The organism is Rhodopirellula sp. UH5 (assembly GCF_056839225.1).
In genome coordinates this window covers 2,457,271-2,476,271 of sequence record NZ_CM166390.1, presented here as the reverse complement: position 1 = coordinate 2,476,271, position 19,001 = coordinate 2,457,271, and the positions used below count along the sequence as shown (strand labels likewise).

General features: G+C 57.9%; 16 protein-coding genes. 6 read left to right on the top strand and 10 right to left on the bottom strand.

All coding sequences use genetic code 11. The features are described from left to right. Positions 1-338: 338 nt before the first annotated feature. Positions 339-1,466 carry a glycosyltransferase gene (locus tag UH5x_RS08970; protein ID WP_482635457.1) on the bottom strand — a complete coding sequence of 376 codons (1,128 nt, stop codon included), beginning with the start codon at positions 1,464-1,466 and terminating at the stop codon, positions 339-341. Positions 1,467-1,758: 292 nt separating this feature from the next. Here UH5x_RS08970 and UH5x_RS08965 point away from each other — a divergent pair, with 292 nt between their 5' ends. Further along, the gene (locus UH5x_RS08965; protein WP_482635456.1) at positions 1,759-2,283 is read left to right on the top strand and encodes a hypothetical protein; all 525 of its coding nucleotides are present in this window, start codon (positions 1,759-1,761) and stop codon (positions 2,281-2,283) included. Between the two features lie 54 nt (positions 2,284-2,337). Here UH5x_RS08965 and argF read toward each other — a convergent pair whose 3' ends face one another. The 5 genes from argF to UH5x_RS08940 form a co-directional block, all read right to left on the bottom strand. Further along, positions 2,338-3,276: an ornithine carbamoyltransferase gene (gene argF, locus UH5x_RS08960; protein WP_047815321.1), complete on the bottom strand. Its 939-nt coding sequence runs from the start codon at positions 3,274-3,276 to the stop codon at positions 2,338-2,340. Next, complete coding sequence (locus UH5x_RS08955; RefSeq protein WP_482635455.1) at positions 3,276-4,811, bottom strand: aminotransferase class III-fold pyridoxal phosphate-dependent enzyme; 1,536 nt, start codon at positions 4,809-4,811, stop codon at positions 3,276-3,278. Before UH5x_RS08955 ends, argF begins: the two co-directional genes overlap by 1 nt. Continuing rightward, a complete protein-coding gene (gene argB / locus UH5x_RS08950) occupies positions 4,808-5,671 on the bottom strand; it encodes an acetylglutamate kinase (protein ID WP_047815319.1) in 864 nt (287 codons plus the stop codon). The genes UH5x_RS08955 and argB overlap by 4 nt, the downstream gene beginning before the upstream one ends. A gap of 171 nt (positions 5,672-5,842) precedes the next feature. After that, the gene (locus tag UH5x_RS08945; RefSeq protein WP_047815318.1) at positions 5,843-7,210 is read right to left on the bottom strand and encodes an NTP/NDP exchange transporter; all 1,368 of its coding nucleotides are present in this window, start codon (positions 7,208-7,210) and stop codon (positions 5,843-5,845) included. Then, positions 7,207-7,734, bottom strand: coding sequence for a hypothetical protein (locus tag UH5x_RS08940; protein WP_236696362.1), 528 nt, complete (start codon positions 7,732-7,734; stop codon positions 7,207-7,209). The genes UH5x_RS08945 and UH5x_RS08940 overlap by 4 nt, the downstream gene beginning before the upstream one ends. Positions 7,735-8,159: 425 nt before the next feature. Here UH5x_RS08940 and UH5x_RS08935 point away from each other — a divergent pair, with 425 nt between their 5' ends. From UH5x_RS08935 to UH5x_RS08925, 3 genes are read left to right on the top strand one after another with little or no spacing between them, the layout of a single operon-like run. After that, positions 8,160-9,146, top strand: coding sequence for a substrate-binding domain-containing protein (locus UH5x_RS08935; RefSeq protein ID WP_482635454.1), 987 nt, complete (start codon positions 8,160-8,162; stop codon positions 9,144-9,146). Continuing rightward, positions 9,143-10,726 carry a sugar ABC transporter ATP-binding protein gene (locus UH5x_RS08930; protein ID WP_482635453.1) on the top strand — a complete coding sequence of 528 codons (1,584 nt, stop codon included), beginning with the start codon at positions 9,143-9,145 and terminating at the stop codon, positions 10,724-10,726. Before UH5x_RS08935 ends, UH5x_RS08930 begins: the two co-directional genes overlap by 4 nt. Then, positions 10,723-11,679 carry an ABC transporter permease gene (locus UH5x_RS08925; protein ID WP_482635452.1) on the top strand — a complete coding sequence of 319 codons (957 nt, stop codon included), beginning with the start codon at positions 10,723-10,725 and terminating at the stop codon, positions 11,677-11,679. The genes UH5x_RS08930 and UH5x_RS08925 overlap by 4 nt, the downstream gene beginning before the upstream one ends. A 50-nt stretch (positions 11,680-11,729) precedes the next feature. Here UH5x_RS08925 and recQ read toward each other — a convergent pair whose 3' ends face one another. Both recQ and UH5x_RS08915 read right to left on the bottom strand, forming a co-directional pair. After that, entirely contained in the window at positions 11,730-13,967 is a 2,238-nt protein-coding gene (gene recQ / locus UH5x_RS08920; protein WP_482635451.1) for a DNA helicase RecQ, read from the bottom strand. A gap of 87 nt (positions 13,968-14,054) precedes the next feature. Then, positions 14,055-14,648 (bottom strand): RNA polymerase sigma factor, encoded by a 594-nt coding sequence (locus tag UH5x_RS08915; protein ID WP_482635450.1) that lies wholly within the window; start codon positions 14,646-14,648, stop codon positions 14,055-14,057. Between the two features lie 388 nt (positions 14,649-15,036). Here UH5x_RS08915 and UH5x_RS08910 point away from each other — a divergent pair, with 388 nt between their 5' ends. Beyond that, on the top strand, positions 15,037-17,400 hold the full coding sequence (locus tag UH5x_RS08910) for a sensor domain-containing diguanylate cyclase/phosphohydrolase (protein ID WP_482635449.1): 2,364 nt from the start codon (positions 15,037-15,039) through the stop codon (positions 17,398-17,400). Here UH5x_RS08910 and UH5x_RS08905 read toward each other — a convergent pair. Then, complete coding sequence (locus UH5x_RS08905; RefSeq protein ID WP_047815310.1) at positions 17,382-17,903, bottom strand: putative molybdenum carrier protein; 522 nt, start codon at positions 17,901-17,903, stop codon at positions 17,382-17,384. The two genes, UH5x_RS08910 and UH5x_RS08905, sit on opposite strands and share 19 nt — an antisense overlap. An 80-nt stretch (positions 17,904-17,983) precedes the next feature. Then, positions 17,984-18,304 (bottom strand): membrane protein insertion efficiency factor YidD, encoded by a 321-nt coding sequence (gene yidD, locus UH5x_RS08900; RefSeq protein WP_047815309.1) that lies wholly within the window; start codon positions 18,302-18,304, stop codon positions 17,984-17,986. Here yidD and UH5x_RS08895 point away from each other — a divergent pair. Continuing rightward, positions 18,303-18,923: a gamma carbonic anhydrase family protein gene (locus tag UH5x_RS08895; protein WP_047815308.1), complete on the top strand. Its 621-nt coding sequence runs from the start codon at positions 18,303-18,305 to the stop codon at positions 18,921-18,923. The genes yidD and UH5x_RS08895 overlap by 2 nt on opposite strands. Positions 18,924-19,001 lie beyond the last annotated feature (78 nt).

Here is a 19,001-nt window from a genome sequence, read left to right as displayed (position 1 = left end):
TTTTCATCCCGGTAGGGATTTCAGATGGTAGCCGTCGGTAAGCGATCGCGCCACCGACGGACCTGTAGCCCACGCCGCCACTCTCCATCCCGCCGTGGCCGATGGCCACGGCGGGATGGAGAGTGTTTTTGGGGACGCACGGTTTCCGGGGGTACGCTGCTACGCAGCAACCCCCGGCTACCATCTGACATCCCTACCGGGATGAAGAAGGACAGCGAGCCGGAAGAAAAATTGCATTCGCTATCCGAACGCCAACATCAAACATTTCGCAGCCCAGCCCAACGCCCAAACGGCTTACATGATTATGCCCGATCATTCCTGCCAACCTGCTCAGCGGGTCAGGGGCGAGGACGCCCCTCGCAGGCTTCTTGCAGGCAGGTCTCGTAAGCGTCCACCATCGCCTTCCACCCAAAGCGGTCCACCACTTCCCCCGCATGCAGAGCCAGATGCGTTCGCAGTTCGGAAGAAGCCAAGCAGTGCTGGAGTCCGTCGCGTAAAGCGGTGTCATTGTTTTCGACCAGCCAACCGTTGCGGCCATGATCGATCACGTCTCGGACCGCTCCTGCAGCGTCGACTGCGAGCACAGCGGTGGAGCAAGCCATGGCTTCCAACAACGCAGACGGGAACCCTTCGTATCGGCTGGGCAAAACGAACCAGTCGGCGTTGGAATAAGCCGGCCAGATCGGCCGCGTCCAACCAGGGAACTCGACTTGCGAATCCACGTTGAGTTCCCGAGCGAGTGATTCAAGGGGACCACGCTGGCTGCCCTCGCCGTGAATCGTGAGTTGCCATTCCGGTGCATCGCCTGGCAATGCCGCGAGGCAGCGAATCAATCGGTCAAATCCTTTTTCGTGTTCCAGACGTCCGACCGCAACGATCTGTTGTGTCTTCCCGTCGGGATCACTTTCCTCGTTCGGGCTGGTTGGACACATGGTGGTGGGGTCATTGGTGGGAGCCTCCACGGCGGATGGGATCACAAGCGTGTGGCAACGTGTGCTCGACTGCAGCGTGGTTGCCACGTCTTCGCTCAAGCACACGACTTGGTAAGCCTTGGGGTACAACTGCCGCCGCAAGAACTCACGCGTTCGGCCGAGCGATTGATGCTTGGGGTCGCTGCGTTCGCTGACCACGACGGGGACGCCGAGCCCGCGGGTCGCCAGCAGCGTCAGCCAATTGGTGGCGTCGCAGAAGGAGAGCACCACGTCAAAGTTGCCAGCGGCGATCGTTGCTCGCAGACGGCGGGTCCGCGCCCAGAGAGAGACAGGGGATTCGGGCGTCGACAAGACGTGAATGGACTGACGCGAGACTCGTGAGTCGACTTTGTGTCGGTCGTGGCTTCCATCGTCCAGGGTGATCAGCGTGACAGAGTGCGAACGACCTGCCAGTCGCGATGCCAAGCCCGCCATCACTCGTTCGGCTCCGCCGCCGTCGAGCGAGTGGATGACGCAGGCAAGTTTCATTTTCATGGACCGGATGGGCGGAATGGGGAATCGTGAACAGCGAACTCAGGTGAACGTTTATCACGCAGTGGAACGGAATGGCAGCGTGCGGGGAAATTCTATGTTCGATTTGCGAAATTATTTGGCTTCGGGGTGGTTGTTTGGATTGCAACGATTGGACGGGTGACTACGGTGGAATGGGCACGGGGGTGTTCACGATCGAAGTTTGCCAAATGATCCAATCACACCTCATTCTATGAGAGAAAGCGGGCCAGCTATGTTGTCTCAGAAATCTGCCTTTTCGCGGGGTTCGAGTCGCTTGAAGCGATCGATCCAACGCCTTTTCTTGGGTTTGGCGGTTGTTGCAGGCTGCGTGGCCTGCTGCGAAGAAGCGTCCGCTCAGTCGCCCTATGCATTTGGGTTCCAGCCATACGGTTTTTATCAGCCCTACGGATCGACGTATCGATCCAGCATCCCAAACCCGCCGTATTTCGCGACCAACCCACCGGTTTACTACGGCACGCGTCACTACCGTCCCTACGGTGTCAGCCCCTTTGCGTCGCCACCCGTTGTGAGTCCCGGAGCGGACTATCGCAGCCAGGTGGCACCCATGAATCAACGCCGCGGTTACGTCGGACCGGTTTCGAATCCTTATGTCTGCAAGGCCGGTGAGTCGACCTCGCACTTGGTCACGAAGTCCAAAGTGAAAAGCAGCAAGTCGAGCGACGTGGAAACCGATTCCGAGTCCGCCACCACGTTGGTTTCGAATTCGGCCGACTTCACTCCCGGGAAGGTTCAAACCAACCCCTTCGTGTCGGCCGAATTGCAATTCGCTCAGCGCTGATTCGTTGACGTCGGATGGACCACGCTCGCTCGTGTTGAGCGAGTGGGTTCGGCATCAAACGCGAATGTTTTCTGCGATCCACTCGGGACGCAGAAGTTGAATCATCAACGCCTTTTGGGCGTGCATCCGATTGCCCGCCTGTTCGATCACGTCGCTCTGCGGACCATCCATCACCGCGTCGGTGATCTCCTCGCCTCGCACGGCGGGCAAGCAATGCAGCACGCGGGCGGTTTTCGGAGCCGCTTCGAGCAACGCCTCGTTGACTTGGAATTCTTTGAAGGCGGCACGTCGTTCAATCGACTCCGCCTCCTGTCCCATGCTGGTCCAAACGTCGGTGTAGATCGCGTCGGCGTTTTGGACCGCAGCGATTGGGTCCGTGATCTGGTTCAGTTTCGCGTGGGGGTATTTGGCCGTGATGCGATCGAGCCAAGGTTGGTCGAGTTCGTAGCCGTCTGGGCGGGCAAGCGTGAACTGAATGTCCAGCATCGCACAGGCGAGGGCCAATGAACGGGAGACGTTGTTGCCGTCACCGACAAACACCATGTGGCGATCTTTGACATCACCGAAGCTTTCCTGCAGCGTCAACACATCCGCAATCGCTTGGCAGGGATGGCAGAGATCAGTGAGGCTGTTGATGACCGGAACGGCGTTGTATTTCGCCAGTTGCTCGACACGTTCATGAGACTTCGCGCGACACGCGACTGCGTCAACGAATTGACCGAGCACTCGGGTGAAGTCGGATGGCGATTCGCGTTTGCCCCAGCCGACATCATCGCCTAGGAACAGACTGCTGCCCCCAAGGTGATTCATGCCCGTCTCAAAGCTGACGCGGGTCCGCAAACTTGGTTTTTCAAACAGCAACGCCAGTGTGTAGCGTTCCAAGATCGCGGGCCGTTCGCCCTGCTTCAATTTGGCTTTGAGGGTCTGAGCGGTTGCTAAAATCTGACGCAACTCTTGCGGGGTCAGATCAAAGAGGGTGAGCAAGTGTCGCATCAATGTTTCTCCGTTTCCTCGTTGGATTCGAACTCGTCCAGTTCGTTGCTTTCCAGTTCAGTTTCATCTTGTTCGGTTGGTTCGTCGTCTTCTTCTTGGTCGACTTCCTCTTCCTCTACCTGTTCTTCTTCGTCGTACTCCTCGTCGAATTCGTCCTCGTCTTCTTCGTCCTCCTCGACAGGATCTTCCTCGACCATTTCCTCGGATTCATCCTCTTCAAACGCCTCGTTCGCGTTGTCTGAATCCGCTTTTGTTTCGTTTGGGAGGGCTGCTTCCCGGGTTTCGTCGGTGATCACAGGATCTGTGAGTGCACTGTCTGCCAGTGCCCCCGTCGCGACTGCACCGGCAAGGGAGTCGCTTGGCATTGCCTCCGGGCCAGCGTCTTCCTCCGGAATCACTTGATCGGAGGAGGGGGGCGGTTGCTGATTTTGTTCCAACCCCGCCAGCACGGCATCGATTCGGTCGATCAGGTTGGTGTGTTCTTCGTTTGTCATCAACAAAGGAGGCTGGAACAGCACGGAGTGTTCGCTGCAGATCGATGCGTGCAGTTTCTTCGCGTTGGCTTTTTCGAGCCAAGCTTGCGTGTCAACGTCCAGTTCCAGGACCACGGTGTGACCACTGACGTGCAGATCGCGAACACAACCACGGGTCGCAATTCGTTCTGCCAATGCGATTGCGAAAGCGTCCGTGTCTGTCGTGAGTGCGTCGGTTTGAATGAGCGTCGCGAGGGTGGAGGAGATCAAATGTCCGACCAGATCATTGGAGGGAACCAAACCCTGTGCATGCGATGCGAGAGATTGGCCAAGCACCAGCAACCCACCGGGCAGATCAAATGTCAGTCCGGCTGAAAGGATCACAGCGTCAGCCGAGATTCCTGCGACCATCTCATGTGCGAAGAGATGTCCGTTTCCGACTGCGGGGAGGTTGCCATGGTCGATGATCAAGCAGGTGCCGGTCTCGTCGCATCGTCGTCGGCAATGCGCCCACCATTCCGCAGTCAAGGGTTGTCCGACACCGTTGAAATCCCACGGGGACACCAAGGCCACGGCTGTGGACGAATCGATGCGGTCAACGAAGCGATCGGTGGAAGCGTGAACGAATCCGGGCAACAAGGGCCACTCGCTACCTCGCAGGGATGATTTGCCACTTGCCATTCTGGCCACGATGCTGCGTCCATGATCGCTGCCGACCAAGCACAGGCACTTGGGTGGCAAGGCGACGTCACCAGAATTGGTGTCGGAGGCTTGCAGCGACTGATGGTGACGGCGCCCCGTTACGAGAGCATGCTCCAGGGCCTGGTCTTTCGTCGATGCGCTGATGCAGTCCGCGATCGTGGAGGCATCGTGTTGGGTCAGCGTTCGAAGTTGCTCTGCGATCTTGGTTCGCAACGCAACATCGCCGCGCCATTCCGGTTGGTCCGCGAATTGATGCAGCGCGTCACGACACGAGTTTCCACCGGTGGGTGAGAGGCGGCCCGCGATCGCATTGATCCAGCCTTCGCCAAGCGGGCAATCGTCGCTGCCAGTTGCCTTCACTGGTGAATCTCCGTGCCCACGCCGTCCGTGGTGAAGATTTCTAGCAACAAGGAATGGCGCAAGCGACCGTCAATGATGTGAACCTTTTGCACGCCGCGTCCCAAGGTTTCCAAGCAGGCCTCGACCTTTGGGATCATGCCGGATTTGATCACGCCATCGGTGATCAACTGGCGAGCCTCATCGGCGGACAACGCGGGGATGATGGTGGAGGGATCTTCGGGGTCGCGACGAACACCGTTGACGTCGGAAAGGAAAACCAGTTTGTCCGCACCGAGTGATTGAGCGACAGCCATCGCGGCGGTGTCAGCGTTGACGTTGTACATTTGGCCCTGCTCATCCTCGCACAACGAGGGGATCACGGCGACTTGATCGGTGTAAGCCAGGCTTTCGATCACGTCGCGGTCGACCTCAGTCACTTCCCCAACGTATCCCAGGTCATCACCCTCGGGATCGATCAGTTTTTTGCCTTTCAAAACGCACGTGGTGCGTGGCGACAAGTTGACTGCGCGGCCACCCAGATGTTCCATCATCTCGGTCAGTTCGACGTTCAATTCTCCCGCGAGAACTTGCTCGACAACCTTCAGCGATTCCTCGTCGGTGACGCGACGGCCGCGAATGAATTGGGCTTGGATGCCCGCTTTGGCCATTGCGGCTGTGATTGCCTTGCCACCACCATGCACCACCACCGGACGCAGTCCGACGGTTTCCATGAAGATCACATCCAGTAATAAATGATGGAGTGCTTCTTGGTCCTCTAGCAGACTGCCACCGAGTTTGATGACCATCGTTTTGCCACGAAAACGACGGATCCACCCCATGGCTTCGATGAGAGTGTCGGCTTTCGCAATCGCTTGGTCCATGAGCGGCGGGGGTCCCAGGTGGCCGTGAGAATCAGATGACATCAGAACTGAATGATGAGAAAGATCGACGAAAAAAAGATGCCGGCAAGCGAATGCTGGCCGGCGTGGGCGAATTTCGTCGAGAATTGCTGGGTGGAAACCGAACAAGTCTACGAATGGCCAACGAGCGGGTCAATCATGGCCGGCCGGTCGACCGCGCCGCTGCATTTCTGCCTGCTGGCGGCCGGTTCGCATCCCCAACCACCCGGTCAGGACCGCGAGAGGCAGGAATCCGGCGGCGATTGCCGTCAAACTCAGGCCACTGAAACGCAGGAGCCCGAACAATTGAGCCGACATGACGTCGCCTCCTCGGACCACGGCCGTGTCCAGAAAACCTTTGGCTTGATACAGCGTGCGGCGATCCACCACCGTGTACAGGACCTGGATTCCGGGTGCGAACACGGAGTAGCTGGCCGCTCGGTGGACGACGACCAACGCGACGATCCAGTGGAGACTGGGCCAAAACGCCAATCCGGCGAACCCGATCACGTAGATCATCGGGAACACGCCGAGGACGATTGCCATGCCGAGACGACGCAGCAAGGCAGCGGTGCCGAGCAATTGAATCGCGAGCGTGAGGCTGAGCACCCAGAGATTGATCTGGGACATCAGGGCGAATCGGTCAGCCTTGTTCAGCCCCGCTTCGCGAATGAAATCCGCTTGTTCGCAGTAGACGGTGGTCGCGCATGCTTGCAGCGTCAATAAAAACACGCACAGCCCCAACAGATACGGTGATTTGCCAACCGCTCGAACGCCGACCCACATCGAGGTCTTGGCTTGGGCTGGACCCGCGTTGGGCGAGTCAGCATTTTCCATCGAGGCCAGTCCTGGAGTTTCGGCGGCGGTTTCTTGGGGGATCCCGTTGTCCGTGTCCGCACTCACTCGGGCCTGCTTGGATTTCGTTTTCGCATAAAAGTGGCCGCATTGTTGGCACAGTTCCAAGGCGACGATGCCAGCGATCAAGACATAGGAAACGTCCACCTGCTGCGAGAGCCAGGATGCGAAGGCCGACCCCGCGATTCCGCCGATGGTTCCTCCCGCCGAGATGAAGCCGAACAAACGCTTGGCTTGATCGCTTTGATACGAGTCCGTGAAAACGCTCCACATCAGCGAAACCACAAACAGATTGAAGACGCTCAACCAGACGAAATAGAAACGCCCGACCCAGGCGGCCACGTGTGGGTCACTGGCTTGCATCGCGAAAAAAAAGACGAGCAAGTTCAGTTCAAAGAATCGATACACACGGCTGACCAACCGCATTCCGCGGCCGCGGTTGGCGACGGAGGCGTAGATGGGGGAGGCGACCAGCATTGCCAGGAAGCTCGCCAAGAACAGCCACGGAATCTCATCGCTGCCGCGAGCAAACGCTTCCGCTTCGCGAAGGGGACGCAGTTGGTAGTAGCCGCCCAGCAAACAGAAGAACCACGCCGTGGACCAAACCAAAAGCTGGATCTCTCCCGGGCGAAAGAATTGTTCCCTCCACGTTCGCAGACGATTCACTCAGCGGTCGCCGGTTGCGGTTCCGGGGTGTCGGCCGGATCAACTTGGACGGGGACAGAGGTGGCAACCTCATTCGAGGTTGCGGGGACCCCGCGAACTTTCACAAAACCGGAGATGCCCACGATGATGGCGGCGAACAGAACGATGACTTTCAACCACTTGGAGCGGTTTTCGCGAATGCCGGCGAAGGCGGCGCTGCGACCCACCAATGCCGAGGCGAGGAAGAAAATCGCGAACGCGAGCAGCATCTTCGCGCCCAGCAAACCGTGATACAGCCCGTCCCCTTTGTGATTCGGGATCGCTCGCATGTAGTTGTAAAAACCGCTGAGCAAAAACAGCAGGATGCCGCCATGAATGAACCGTTTCCATCGCCCCGTCACGGCTTGAGCCAACGTTTGATGGGCTTCCTCGGAGATCAGTTTGGCGGACGGGAGCAAAACCATCAGCATGAACGCAGAACCACCGACCAAGGTGATCGCGGTGCCAACGTGGATGATTCGTGATAGGACATCCAGAGCAAACATGTGCGGGCCGGTCGCGTGCGAAGGGAAGAATCCGAAACAGGATTCCAGGATGGAATGAGTGAGCGACCAATTTCATGGTCGGCCGGCAACTGGGCAACCCCACTGGCGCCCCCCCCCGGACGTCGAGATTCCCTCGGACTGAGATTCCCAGCCACTGACGAAACCAGAGGGATGTCACCGCCACCGTCCTCGATGCAGTCGCTATGCTATCGCACCGGCGTCGTTCGATTCGAGTTCCCGCCGTCCCGCCTGATGCTTCCCTGCCCTCCGTGTCTCTTTCACCGAGCACGAACGCTCGTTGTCGAGGCGATCCGTTTCGATTGGCTCCGTCGACACTCCGCGTTGCCAGATCCTGGACAAACGTTTTCGGCAACATTTGCATCGGAAATCATCCCCGCTCTTTCAAACCCACCACCACTTGAACCATGTTCAAAATCGCAAATCGAGTTGGCTGTCTTGCCGCACTTCTGGTCCTGTTTGTGTCGGGATGCAGTTCCTCCAGTTCCACTTCACAAAGCGAGGCGGATGGAGACGGCAAACCTCGCGTTGCCTTGATCATGAAGTCATTGGCAAATGAGTTTTTCTCGACGATGGCGAAGGGAGCCGAATCGCATCAGTCCGAAAACTCGGATCAATACGACTTGGTCGTCAACGGGATCAAAGATGAGCGAGATGTCAGTCGCCAAGTCGCTTTGGTCGAAGAGATGGTTGCCAGCGGCGTGGACGCGATTGTGATCGCCCCGGCGGATTCCAAGGTTTTGGTGCCGGCCCTCCGACGAGCCATTGAAGCGGGAGTCATCGTTGTCAACATCGACAACCGCTTGGACGTGGAAGTGCTGAAACAAGAAGGCGTCAGCATCCCATTTGTTGGTCCCGACAACATGGCCGGGGCGAAGAAAGTCGGTGATCACTTGGCCGCGAATCGCAAAGGTGACAAAGTTGCGATTCTGGAAGGGATCCGCACGTCCTACAACGCTCAACAGCGTTTGAAGGGATTTGAAGCCGCAATGCAGGAAGCGGGCATGGAGATTGTCAGCAGCCAATCCGCGGATTGGGAAATGTCTCGGGCGAACACTGTGGCCTCGTCCATGTTGAGTGAGCATCCCGAGATCAGCGGCATTTTGGCGGCGAATGACTCGATGGCGCTCGGAGCCATCGCAGCGGTCAAAGGTGCTGGCCGGGCCGGCGAAGTGCAGATTGTTGGCTTCGACAATATCTCGGCGATTCGGCAAGCCATTGAAGACGGCAAAGTGCTGGCGACGGCGGATCAACACGGTGATCAGTTGGCCGTTTTTGGGATCGAAGCCGCACTGGAACAAATCCAAAGTCAAACCTCCGGATCGGATGTGTCGATCGAAGATGTCGAAACGCCGGTGGATCTGATCACCGCCGAGATCCTGAGCCAACCATGACCGTTGCTCTCTCCGTTCGCGGACTGACCAAACGCTATGGCACGGTCACCGTGCTGGATGATGTCTCGATCGATTTTCAAGCTGGGCATCTGCACGCCTTGCTCGGTGCCAACGGTGCTGGAAAAAGCACCCTTTGCAAAATCATCAGTGGTTTGATTCCGGCGTCCGCTGGGCAAATGAGTCTTTTGGGCGACGACTATTGCCCCGGCACCAAGCAAGACGCCGAAGCTCGCGGGGTTCAGATCGTCCAGCAAGAACTGAATTTGATTGAAACGTTGTCGGTTGCTGAAAACCTCCGGTTGGCGTCGTTGCCGAATCGATGGGGCGTGTTGCGCATGAGCGAACTGCATCGATCGGCTCGCAAGATTCTGGATCAGTTTGGTCTGCCCGATGTCGACACGCACGCGATTGTCGGAAAGCTGGGGGTTGGGAAACAGCAGATGATTGAGATTGCGGCGGCACTGGCCCGCGATGCTCGCGTGTTGATTCTCGATGAGCCGACCGCTGCGCTCTCGGGCAGCGAATCCGAAGAGTTGTTCACGCACCTGAAACAGATGCGTGAACAAGGCGTTGCGATCATTTACATCTCCCACCGACTCGAAGAAGTCCAGCAGCTGTCAGATCAGGTGAGCGTGCTCCGCGACGGGCGTCTTGTCACCACGGAACCGATTTCGCGAATCAATCGTGAGAAGATGGTGGCATGGATGAGTGCGGAGGAAAATGAATCCAGGTCTTCCAGTCAATCGGGACCCGAGTTTGTGAGTCATCGGACCGACCAGATCGGATTGTCGGTGGAGCGAATGACGTGTGGAATGGTCGACGATGTTTCGTTCTCGGTCCGCCGCGGAGAACGGTTTGGGATCGCGGGTTTGGTGGGTTCCGGGCGAACCGAGTTGCTGCGAGCGATCTTCGGCGCGGATGTCGCAACGTCCGGCAACGTTTCGCTGGGCGAAGGAAAACGTGTGCGATTCACCCACCCCAGCCAAGCCGTCCAAGCCGGTTTCGCGATGGTCACCGAGGACCGCAAGCAAAACGGTTTGCTGTTGTCGCAGTCGATTCGAGCCAACACGTCCCTCGCGGCACTGGCCACCAAGTTTTCGGACAAGGGATGGATTCGCGAAAAGGCAGAGGTCGATGCGGCGACGTCGATTCACCGGTCTTTGGAAACGCGGCATCAATCGTTGGAACAGGCGGTTGGGACGCTCAGCGGCGGCAACCAGCAGAAGGTGGCTGTGGCCAAGTGGTTGACTCGGGGGGCCGAAGTGTACCTGTTCGATGAACCGTCACGCGGGATCGATGTGGCGGCGCGAGGCAAACTTTACGAGCTGTTTGAGGAATTGGCCAAGCAAGGCAAAACGATTGTGATTGTGAGCAGTGATTTGGAAGAGCTATTTGAGACTTGCGATGCGATCGCGGTCATGTCCGCAGGGAAGATCATGGCGACGTTTGAGCGAGACGACTTCAGCGAGGACGCGATTCTGGAGGCGTCGTTTGCTGGGCACGAATCCAGCCCCACGCCAAGTCGACTCGGCGCAGTGTCCACGCCCGTTGGCCCACAAAACAACGGGGCCACCTCATGAGTCGTTTGCAGGATTCTTTCCGGAAGATGGCACCGCACCTTGGTTTGGTCGCGGTTTTGCTGGTGCTGGTGGCGATCTTTTCGCTGCTCAGCAAGAATTTTTTCCAGTGGTCGACGTTGGTGTCGATTGCCAATCAAGTTCCCGACCTGACGTTTCTGGTCGTTGGGATGACGCTGGTGCTCATCATCGGCGGCATTGATTTGTCGGTCGGTTCTTTGCTGGCGGTTTCGTCCGCGGTGTTGGGCGTGTTGATGGCGAATCACGACTGGTCGATTTGGGCGGCTCTCCCGGTGGCTGTGTTGGTCGCATCCATTGGCGGCGGGGTGAACGGAGCAATCTCGATCGGCTTTGGGATTCCCTCCTTCATCGTCACGCTGGGGATGCTTGAGATTGCTCGAGGAGCAACCAAGGTGGTCACGGATTCCCAATCGATTTACATCGGCAGTCGAATTGAATGGTTCGGTCAGCCGTTGCCCGGCGCCTTCGTTTCGCCCGCTTTCATGGCAGCGATTGGAACCGTGATCCTGGGGCAACTGTTTTTGACGCGAACGGTGTGGGGCCGGTACTGCATCGCGATCGGTACCAACGCGGAAGCGGTCCGGATGTCGGGGATTCGGTCCGCTCCTCTGTGCATTGGGATTTTCGCGATCAGCGGCATGATGTGCGGCTTGGCCGGGTTGGCTCAGACGTCCCGTTTGTCGACTGCCGATCCGAATGCGGCGATCGGCATCGAGCTGGCTGCGATCGCGGCCTGTGTGATTGGTGGCACCAGTCTGATGGGCGGGCGTGGGAACGTGGTGCGATCGTTCATTGGTGTTTTGATCATCCAGGTCTTGCAGACCGGTCTGGCTCAGGTCGGTGTGTCCGATGCCAGCAAGCAAATCATCACCGGCGTGGTGATCGTGGTCGCGGTGTTGTTGGACGCACTGCGAACTCGCTGGGACAAAAGCTGATCGGTTGGCAGTTGATTGCTTGCCAGGCAGTTAGCTGAACGAGTTGATTGTCAATCGTCCGCATCGTCAGCCATTTCGTTCTTCATGCACGTGGCGACGATGCGGATCTTTTCGTAAGACATCTCTTCATTCAAGGCTTCGAACACCGGTCGAAGCCGTTCGTCCTCGGCTGCCAGAAGGGCCGCCCGGATTGCTTCGGCTTCTTCTTTGGGGACCCACTGCGTTGGATCGGTGATGTTTTCGGATTGAATGAAATCGCTGAGATACTTGTTCACGGTCGATTCGGCGCGACCCATCTTTTCTGCAACTTCGGAGGCGGATCGCCCGTCCCGAAAAAGTTGGAAGGCTTGGACCATCGCCGCGTTTGGGGCGGTGTTCGCTCGCGGTTTGTTGATCGGCGCTGGGGCCGTGTTGTCGGATTGGTCCCTGACGAGTGGGTTTTTCTCGCAGTATTGATCGATCGAGTCCAGGAACAGTTGGCCAAATTCTTCCCGTTTGCGATCGCCGATGCCTCGAATGTGGGTGAGTTTGTCGATCGACGTGGGACGCACGCGAGCCAATTCTCGCAGCACCGCGTCGCCGAAGATGACGTAAGCCGGGACACCTCGTTCGGACGCCATTTCGCTGCGGAGAGAACGCAAGTGATCGAACAATTGACGGTCGACGCCTTCCCAGGATGCATTGGCGGCTGGGCGGCGAGACGAGCTTTTTGCGCTCACCTTGGTGAGCGTCACGTCGCCTTCACGTTTGAGCAACGCACGACCAGATTCGGTCAATCGAAGGGATTGGTACTCGCCGGTTCGGATCAAATGGTTTTGCGAAATGAGTTGTTCGATCCAGGTGCGAACCGCGTTGGCACCTTCGTTGGAAAGCAGGTTGTAGGTGCTCAGCTGATCGTGCCCCGCTTGGATGACCTTTTGGTCTTTTGATCCGGTGAGGACCTTCACGGTGTGCGCGACGCCATAGCGTTCTTTCAAACGGACCACACACGACAGGATCTTTTGTGCCAGTGTGATTGGATCCTCCACGACGTCGAGTTCCCCGAGACAAACGTCGCAGGCATCGCAATTGTCGGCATCGTATTCTTGGCCAAAGTACTCCACCAGCGAGGCGTGCCTGCATTGCACTCCGTTGCACAGCGACGCCATCGCCTCGACCGAACCCATGGCGGATTGAAAGTTGTTGCGGTCGCCATTTTCGAGGATGCGTTTCCAGGACATCAAATCGCCACCACTGTGAATCAGAACACATTCAGCGGCGAGCCCATCGCGGCCGGCGCGACCGCTTTCTTGCTGGTAGTGTTCAATCGATTTGGGCATCCCGGCGTGGATGACAAACCGCACGTTGGATTTGTCAATTCCCATTCCAAAGGCCACGGTCGCGACGATCACATCGACCTTTTCTTGGATGAACGCTTCTTGGTTTGCCTGCCGGATTTCGGCTGCCAGCCCCGCATGGTACGGCAGTGTCCGGACGCCCATGGATTCCAATGCGGCGGCGGTTTGTTCGACTTCTTTGCGAGTGATGCAGTAGACGACGCCTGATTCACCGCGATGTTGCTGGATGCACTGTTGAATCTGGTTCAGTTTGCCGTCGCTGCGCAGCATCCGGTACGTCAGGTTGGGGCGGTCGAAGTTACCAACCAAGACCCGCGGTTCGTGGAGTTGCAATTGTTCGGTGATGTCATCACGAACTTGTTGGGAGGCGGTGGCGGTGAAGGCGTGCACCGATGCGGCAGGGAACTGTTCTTTGAGGATTCGCAACCCGCGATACTCGGGGCGAAAGTCATGCCCCCAGTTGCTGACGCAGTGAGCTTCATCGATGGCGAAAAAAGAGATCGGCAAGCTGCGAAGAAAGGCGAGCGTTTTGGGCGTGAGCAAACGCTCCGGGGCCAAGTACAGGATCTTGATTTCGCCGCGACGGATCCGGTCCGCCGTTTCGCGTTTTTGATCCATCGACTGCGTGCTGTTGACGAGGGCCGCTGCGACACCGTTGGCGGTCAACGCGTCGACCTGGTCCTTCATCAAAGAGATCAGCGGCGAGACCACCACGGACATGCCATCTCGCACGAGCGCGGGGACTTGATAGCACAGTGATTTCCCGCCGCCGGTCGGCAGGACGACCAGGCTGTCGCGTCCTCGGACGACATCCTGCACCGCATCGGCTTGCAGGGGCCGGAATGAATCGTACCCCCACACCGATCGAAGGACCGAATGGGCTTGGTCCATTTCGGTGTCGGGGGCGGTGGACTGGGAGAGGGTTGAGGTCGATTTAGAGGGCGACGACATCCGGGAGCTCACTGCGATCGTTTGAAGAAAACAATCGAACAGGTTAGCAGTTTCAACCGGGAGTGTCGTTCACTCGATCGAGGGTGCTCAGCCGCGACCCATTTTGGCGTGCGCCCGGTGCAACATGGGGCCGATCGTGTTTTCGCTCACGCCAACTGCCTGGCTGATCTCTTGGTACGACTTGCCTTCCAGGTGATACATCCGAACGACGCTGGCTTCTCGCGGGTCCAGACGGAGCAGCAGGTGCTCGACTTCTTCTGCATTTTCGATTCGCTGCAATTCGCCGTTGACCTGCGTTGGGGCGGCGTGACCGTTGGTGGATCCGTTGTTGGTGTGCCCGTTGGAAAGCGACGCAGGATCACGGTTGCCGGTGACCGCCGCTTTGGCAGTCAGGCGTCGAACGACAACGCGGCGGGCAACAATCGTCAGGTACGTCGCCAGCGAGCACTGCCGTCGAAAGCGGCGAAGCACGGCAAAATCGTGCCGAATGATGACCAGAAACACTTCCGCCACCATGTCATCGCGAGTCGATTCGTCCATCGACAACCCACGGCCCATCGCGGTCCGATTGACGACATGAACGACCAGGCCAACAAATCGATCGACGAAGTCCTGCCACGCCCGGGGTTCCCGGTCGAGACAACGTTGCAGAAGCTGACGATCGACGTCGGATAGGCTCACAGTGATGGTCCGGAAGATGAGATGAATGGAGCCGGTGGGCTCAGGACTGAAGGCTAAAGGTCCGTCACAAGCCGCGTAACCATGTTAGATGGACGGGGGTTCGGTGGCAAGTTTTTCGCGGAATATTGCGAATAGGAGGCGCACAACAGGCGCCGATTCGCTGTGATCCATTGGAGCCAAAAAGGGGGGCCAAGTTCCATGAACGGGGCGGATTGGAAGTCCCATTTCGGCTTTTTGATGGGGTTGTTCGGATTGCGCGGGGTTTGCGGCATCGTGGCGGTCGGAAACCCGCACGATTGCTCCAGCTCGGGAGGTGACTTTCAACCAAGCCCAAAATGGAACGTATGGTTTTGCGTCACGACACAGATGTCTCGCAGAATAGCCGGCTATGAACGACCAAATGGTGCCCAGCGATCTCGCCAACCACAGTATGCCACCGATGGTGCCCGTCCCCGCAGGACGGCCTGTCGCGGATGTGCCACATTCCGATGTTTCTCCCAACGATCCCGCTCAACCTGAAACAGCCCCACCCGACGCGGCCCATTCCGCTTCGCGTTTGAGCGAGCTGTTGATGGGATTGGGCGAGGCAGCGACCGGACAGCTTCCCGGTGTGGTGGCACCTGTTTCCGCGGCCGACGCGATCGCTCAAGGGGACGTTGGCGATTCGGTGGAGGACACACGGCCTTTTGAGAATCATTTGGCAATGGTTCGTTTGGGCATGGCGACATCGCTGTTTTATGCCTTGCGAACCAAGCATGCACCCACTGCAGCTCACAGCTTGCGTGTGGCCCTGGCGTGTTCGGCATGGTGCGAGCGTTTGGGGTTGGCGGATGAAGCTCGTGATCGCATCGAAGTGGCAGCTTTGCTGCACGACATCGGCAAGATCGGCATCCCCGATCGAATTTTGCGCAAGCCTGGCAAGCTCAGCATTGAAGAACAATTGACAATGGATTGTTGTGCCGAGCTGGGATGTGAAATCTTGCGTGGATGCACGACCGATCAGAGCCTGCTGAATATCGTGAAGTATTGCGGCGTCTGGTACGACTCACGTCGACAGGAAGACCATGTGCGCGGAGACGCGTTGCCGTTGGGAGCCCGGATGATGTCCATTGCGGGCGCCTTTGATGCGATGACAACGGACCAAGTCTACCGTTCCGCTCTCAGTCGCGAACGAGCTCTGCAAGAATTGTTTCGAGGCAGCGGCACGCAGTTCGATCCCGAGCTGACGCGTGATTTCGCAACGATGTTGGAGCGGCGTCCGGAACTGTTGCACAGCAGCGTCGTGGATCGATGGTTGCAGAAGCTCAATGCGAATTCACCTCATTTCCTTGGTCTGACGGCTGCGAGCGAACAGACGGTCGTTCAGGAAAAAACTTCTGTCCAAACGGAAGCGAAGTTGCAGGGTGAGACTTCCGGTGCAATGCCCTTCTACCAAGCCTTGGGCGACCAAGTTCGGGACGGGGTGGCCTTCACGGATTGCGAAGGACAAGTCACTTACTGGAACGAGACTTTGTCACGCCTGACCGGCGTTGCCAGTGAGGCGATGGTTGGTCGCCACTGGGATGTCGACACATTGGGAATCGTCGATGAATCGGGGGACGAAACGACCTCTTGCCCGGTCGCGGATAGTTTGCGATTGCAAACCACTGTCACGCGAACCATGAAATTGGTTCGTGGCGGTGTCTCGCAAGATGTGCTGTTGCAGGTCAGTCCTGTTCGCGATTCGTATGGTGGAGGAGCATTGGTCCTCGTCCGCGACATGTCGGACCAGAACAAGTTGCAAAGTCAGATTCAGTCGTTGCACAAAAAGGCAACCAGCGATCCTTTGACTGGCATTGCCAATCGAGCCGAATTCGACAGTCGTCTGCTGCGGGCCACTGCCGATGCCAAGAAGAACAACACCAAGTTTAGTCTGATCATCTGCGACATTGATCACTTCAAGCAAGTCAACGATGTGCATGGTCACCCGGCCGGCGATGAAGCATTGATGCAGTTTGCTCGCATCCTCGAAAGTCACGCTCGCAACGAAGACTTGGTGGCTCGTTATGGTGGCGAAGAATTCGTTTTCTTGGCCATCAACAGCGACAATGCCACCGCCGCCCGCCGAGCCGAACAGATTCGTCAAGCCATTGAGGTCACTCCGCTGGACGGACTCAACGGGGAATCGGTCACGGTCAGTTTTGGGGTCACTGAATATCAAACGGGCGACGCCGCGGAAACCATTTTGGCAAGGTCGGACCGGGCTCTGTTGAAAGCCAAGGAAAACGGTCGCAACCGGGTGGTTCAACTCGGAACCGGCATTCACCAAGACCAGGACGCCAGTTCCAGGGTGGGATGGTTCAGTTGGTTGACGTCCAGCAAGAAGGACGAGAACAACGATTACCACTTGGTCACACCGGTGCCAATCGATTTGGCGGTGGAGAAACTCCGCGGATTCATTTCGGATCACCGGGCGGAGATCATTCAGGTCACCGGCAGTGTGGTCTCACTTCGGATTGTTTCGCAAGGCGGCAAAGGCCGGCGAGCGGCCGATCACCAGATGACGCTTCATGTGTTGATTCAGTTGAGCGAAGGACGCGGCAGACGAAATCGCAACGACAACACGGTGACGCAAACATCGATGCGAGTCACCATTCAGCCGATCCGAAACCGGGATCGACGGAGTCGAGATCTGCAGCCATGTGTTCGGGAAGTGCTTGGCAGTCTGAAGAGTTATCTGATGGCCGAGATGGTTCAGAACAGCGACGACTGAATGTCGCCGCCTCCGCCGCGAAAAATATGAGTGAGCATCTGCCGGGTTTGTTCGCCAATTCCCGGGGAGTTGCTTTCGCGTGGACCAGCCACGTTGAGGTTGGTCGGACGCGTCTTGTCGAGCCAGGTTCGAATTCGCTGGGCGGCCGTTTTGGGCGACGCCAAATCAGCGGCCAAACAGGGACGCGATTCCCGTTTGCAAATTCGTTTCGTCAGCGCCGTCCCACCGGAGATTTTGTCGCGATATAAAATCAGGGTCGCGTCCGTGTCGATGACATTCTGTTCCGTCCGATCGGGGTAATGTCGCGAGGCGTGTTCCTGCAACAAATAACGATCCGGGATACGTCCGTCTTCCGCGATGCGACCTGCCGGGCACCATCCGCCGTGTGGCAAATCAAGTGCAATGGCCGCGTCCAAGGCACCACGGTCGACTCCGGTTTGTCCGCCGGAAATGATCCAGTGGGGCACAAAAGCGTCGGTCGTTTGCGAGGCGGAGTTCGGCATGTGGCGATGATAACACGCCCTTTCGTTCAGGGAATCGCGAAGCGTTCAGCGTTCAGCGTTCGAAGTTGCGGGAGGGCGGTTCACGGCGGGTCGTAGCCACCTGGGTTCCAAGGGTGGCAGCGGCCGATGCGCCGGATCGCTCGCCAGGTGCCACGAATCGGCCCGTGTTTTTGAATGGATTCGATGGCGTAGGCACTGCAGGTCGGAGTGAACCGGCAACTGGGGCCCATCATCGGACTGATCACGACTTGGTACCATCGGATGCTCAGCACGAATGTTGAGATCGCCAATCGTGACAACACGCCTCGCGGGATTGGCGGTGGTGACTCCGGCGCAGCCTCCGCCGGGTCAGGTTCTACTCGTTCGAGGTTTTCTTGCTCTTCCTGCAACCGATTTACCATGTCAACGAATGATTCGGATTCTCAATCCTCTCCCCAACAGTCCGCCGCGGGCCCAGCGGATCGAACGCGGCGACAAGCGATCGTCACCAGTGAAGCGGATCGGAGTTTGATCGATCCGTCGGCGTTCATCGCCCCCAACGCGACTGTTTTGGGGGAAGTGTACATCGCCGAGGACGTCAGCATTTGGTTTGGCGCTGTGATGCGTGGCGATACGGAAAAAATAGTGATTGGTCGACAGAGCAATGTCCAAGACCAATGCGTGCTGCATTGCGATCCTGGGATGCCGTGTGTGATTGGCGAACGCGTGACAGTGGGGCATTCGGCTGTCGTGCACGGTGCCACCGTCGAAGACGATGCCTTGATAGGGATCGGTGCGATTGTTCTCAATGGCGCCACGATTGGCAAAGGGGCCATTGTCGCCGCAGGCGCACTGGTGACCGAGGGCACGGTCATCCCGCCGGGGATGTTGGCCGTGGGCACCCCCGCGAAACCGATCAAAGAAGTGAGCGAATCGCTTCTGGAACGTTCCCGGGAAGGGGCTCAGCACTATGTCAGGTTGGGCCGGCTCTATCGGGAGGAGATGACCGGCACAAACGTCACCTCCCGCAAGGTCGATTGAGAACCGCCAGTTTGGTCGTTCGGTTTTTCGAACCCATGGAGTTTCTTGGGGCTGTGCGTTGGGGGCGTCCTAGTGTTG

Bases quoted from the DNA above. Each gene is read 5' to 3' on its own strand.
- UH5x_RS08925 (WP_482635452.1), top strand. From the start codon at position 10,723: ATGAGTCGTTTGCAGGATTCTTTCCGGAAGATGGCACCGCACCTTGGT.
- recQ (WP_482635451.1), bottom strand. From the start codon at position 13,967: ATGTCGTCGCCCTCTAAATCGACCTCAACCCTCTCCCAGTCCACCGCC.
- UH5x_RS08970 (WP_482635457.1), bottom strand. From the start codon at position 1,466: ATGAAAATGAAACTTGCCTGCGTCATCCACTCGCTCGACGGCGGCGGA.
- argF (WP_047815321.1), bottom strand. From the start codon at position 3,276: ATGCGACACTTGCTCACCCTCTTTGATCTGACCCCGCAAGAGTTGCGT.
- UH5x_RS08940 (WP_236696362.1), bottom strand. From the start codon at position 7,734: ATGTTTGCTCTGGATGTCCTATCACGAATCATCCACGTTGGCACCGCG.
- argB (WP_047815319.1), bottom strand. From the start codon at position 5,671: ATGGACCAAGCGATTGCGAAAGCCGACACTCTCATCGAAGCCATGGGG.
- UH5x_RS08935 (WP_482635454.1), top strand. From the start codon at position 8,160: ATGTTCAAAATCGCAAATCGAGTTGGCTGTCTTGCCGCACTTCTGGTC.
- UH5x_RS08895 (WP_047815308.1), top strand. From the start codon at position 18,303: ATGTCAACGAATGATTCGGATTCTCAATCCTCTCCCCAACAGTCCGCC.
- UH5x_RS08910 (WP_482635449.1), top strand. From the start codon at position 15,037: ATGAACGACCAAATGGTGCCCAGCGATCTCGCCAACCACAGTATGCCA.
- UH5x_RS08905 (WP_047815310.1), bottom strand. From the start codon at position 17,903: ATGCCGAACTCCGCCTCGCAAACGACCGACGCTTTTGTGCCCCACTGG.
- yidD (WP_047815309.1), bottom strand. From the start codon at position 18,304: ATGGTAAATCGGTTGCAGGAAGAGCAAGAAAACCTCGAACGAGTAGAA.
- UH5x_RS08930 (WP_482635453.1), top strand. From the start codon at position 9,143: ATGACCGTTGCTCTCTCCGTTCGCGGACTGACCAAACGCTATGGCACG.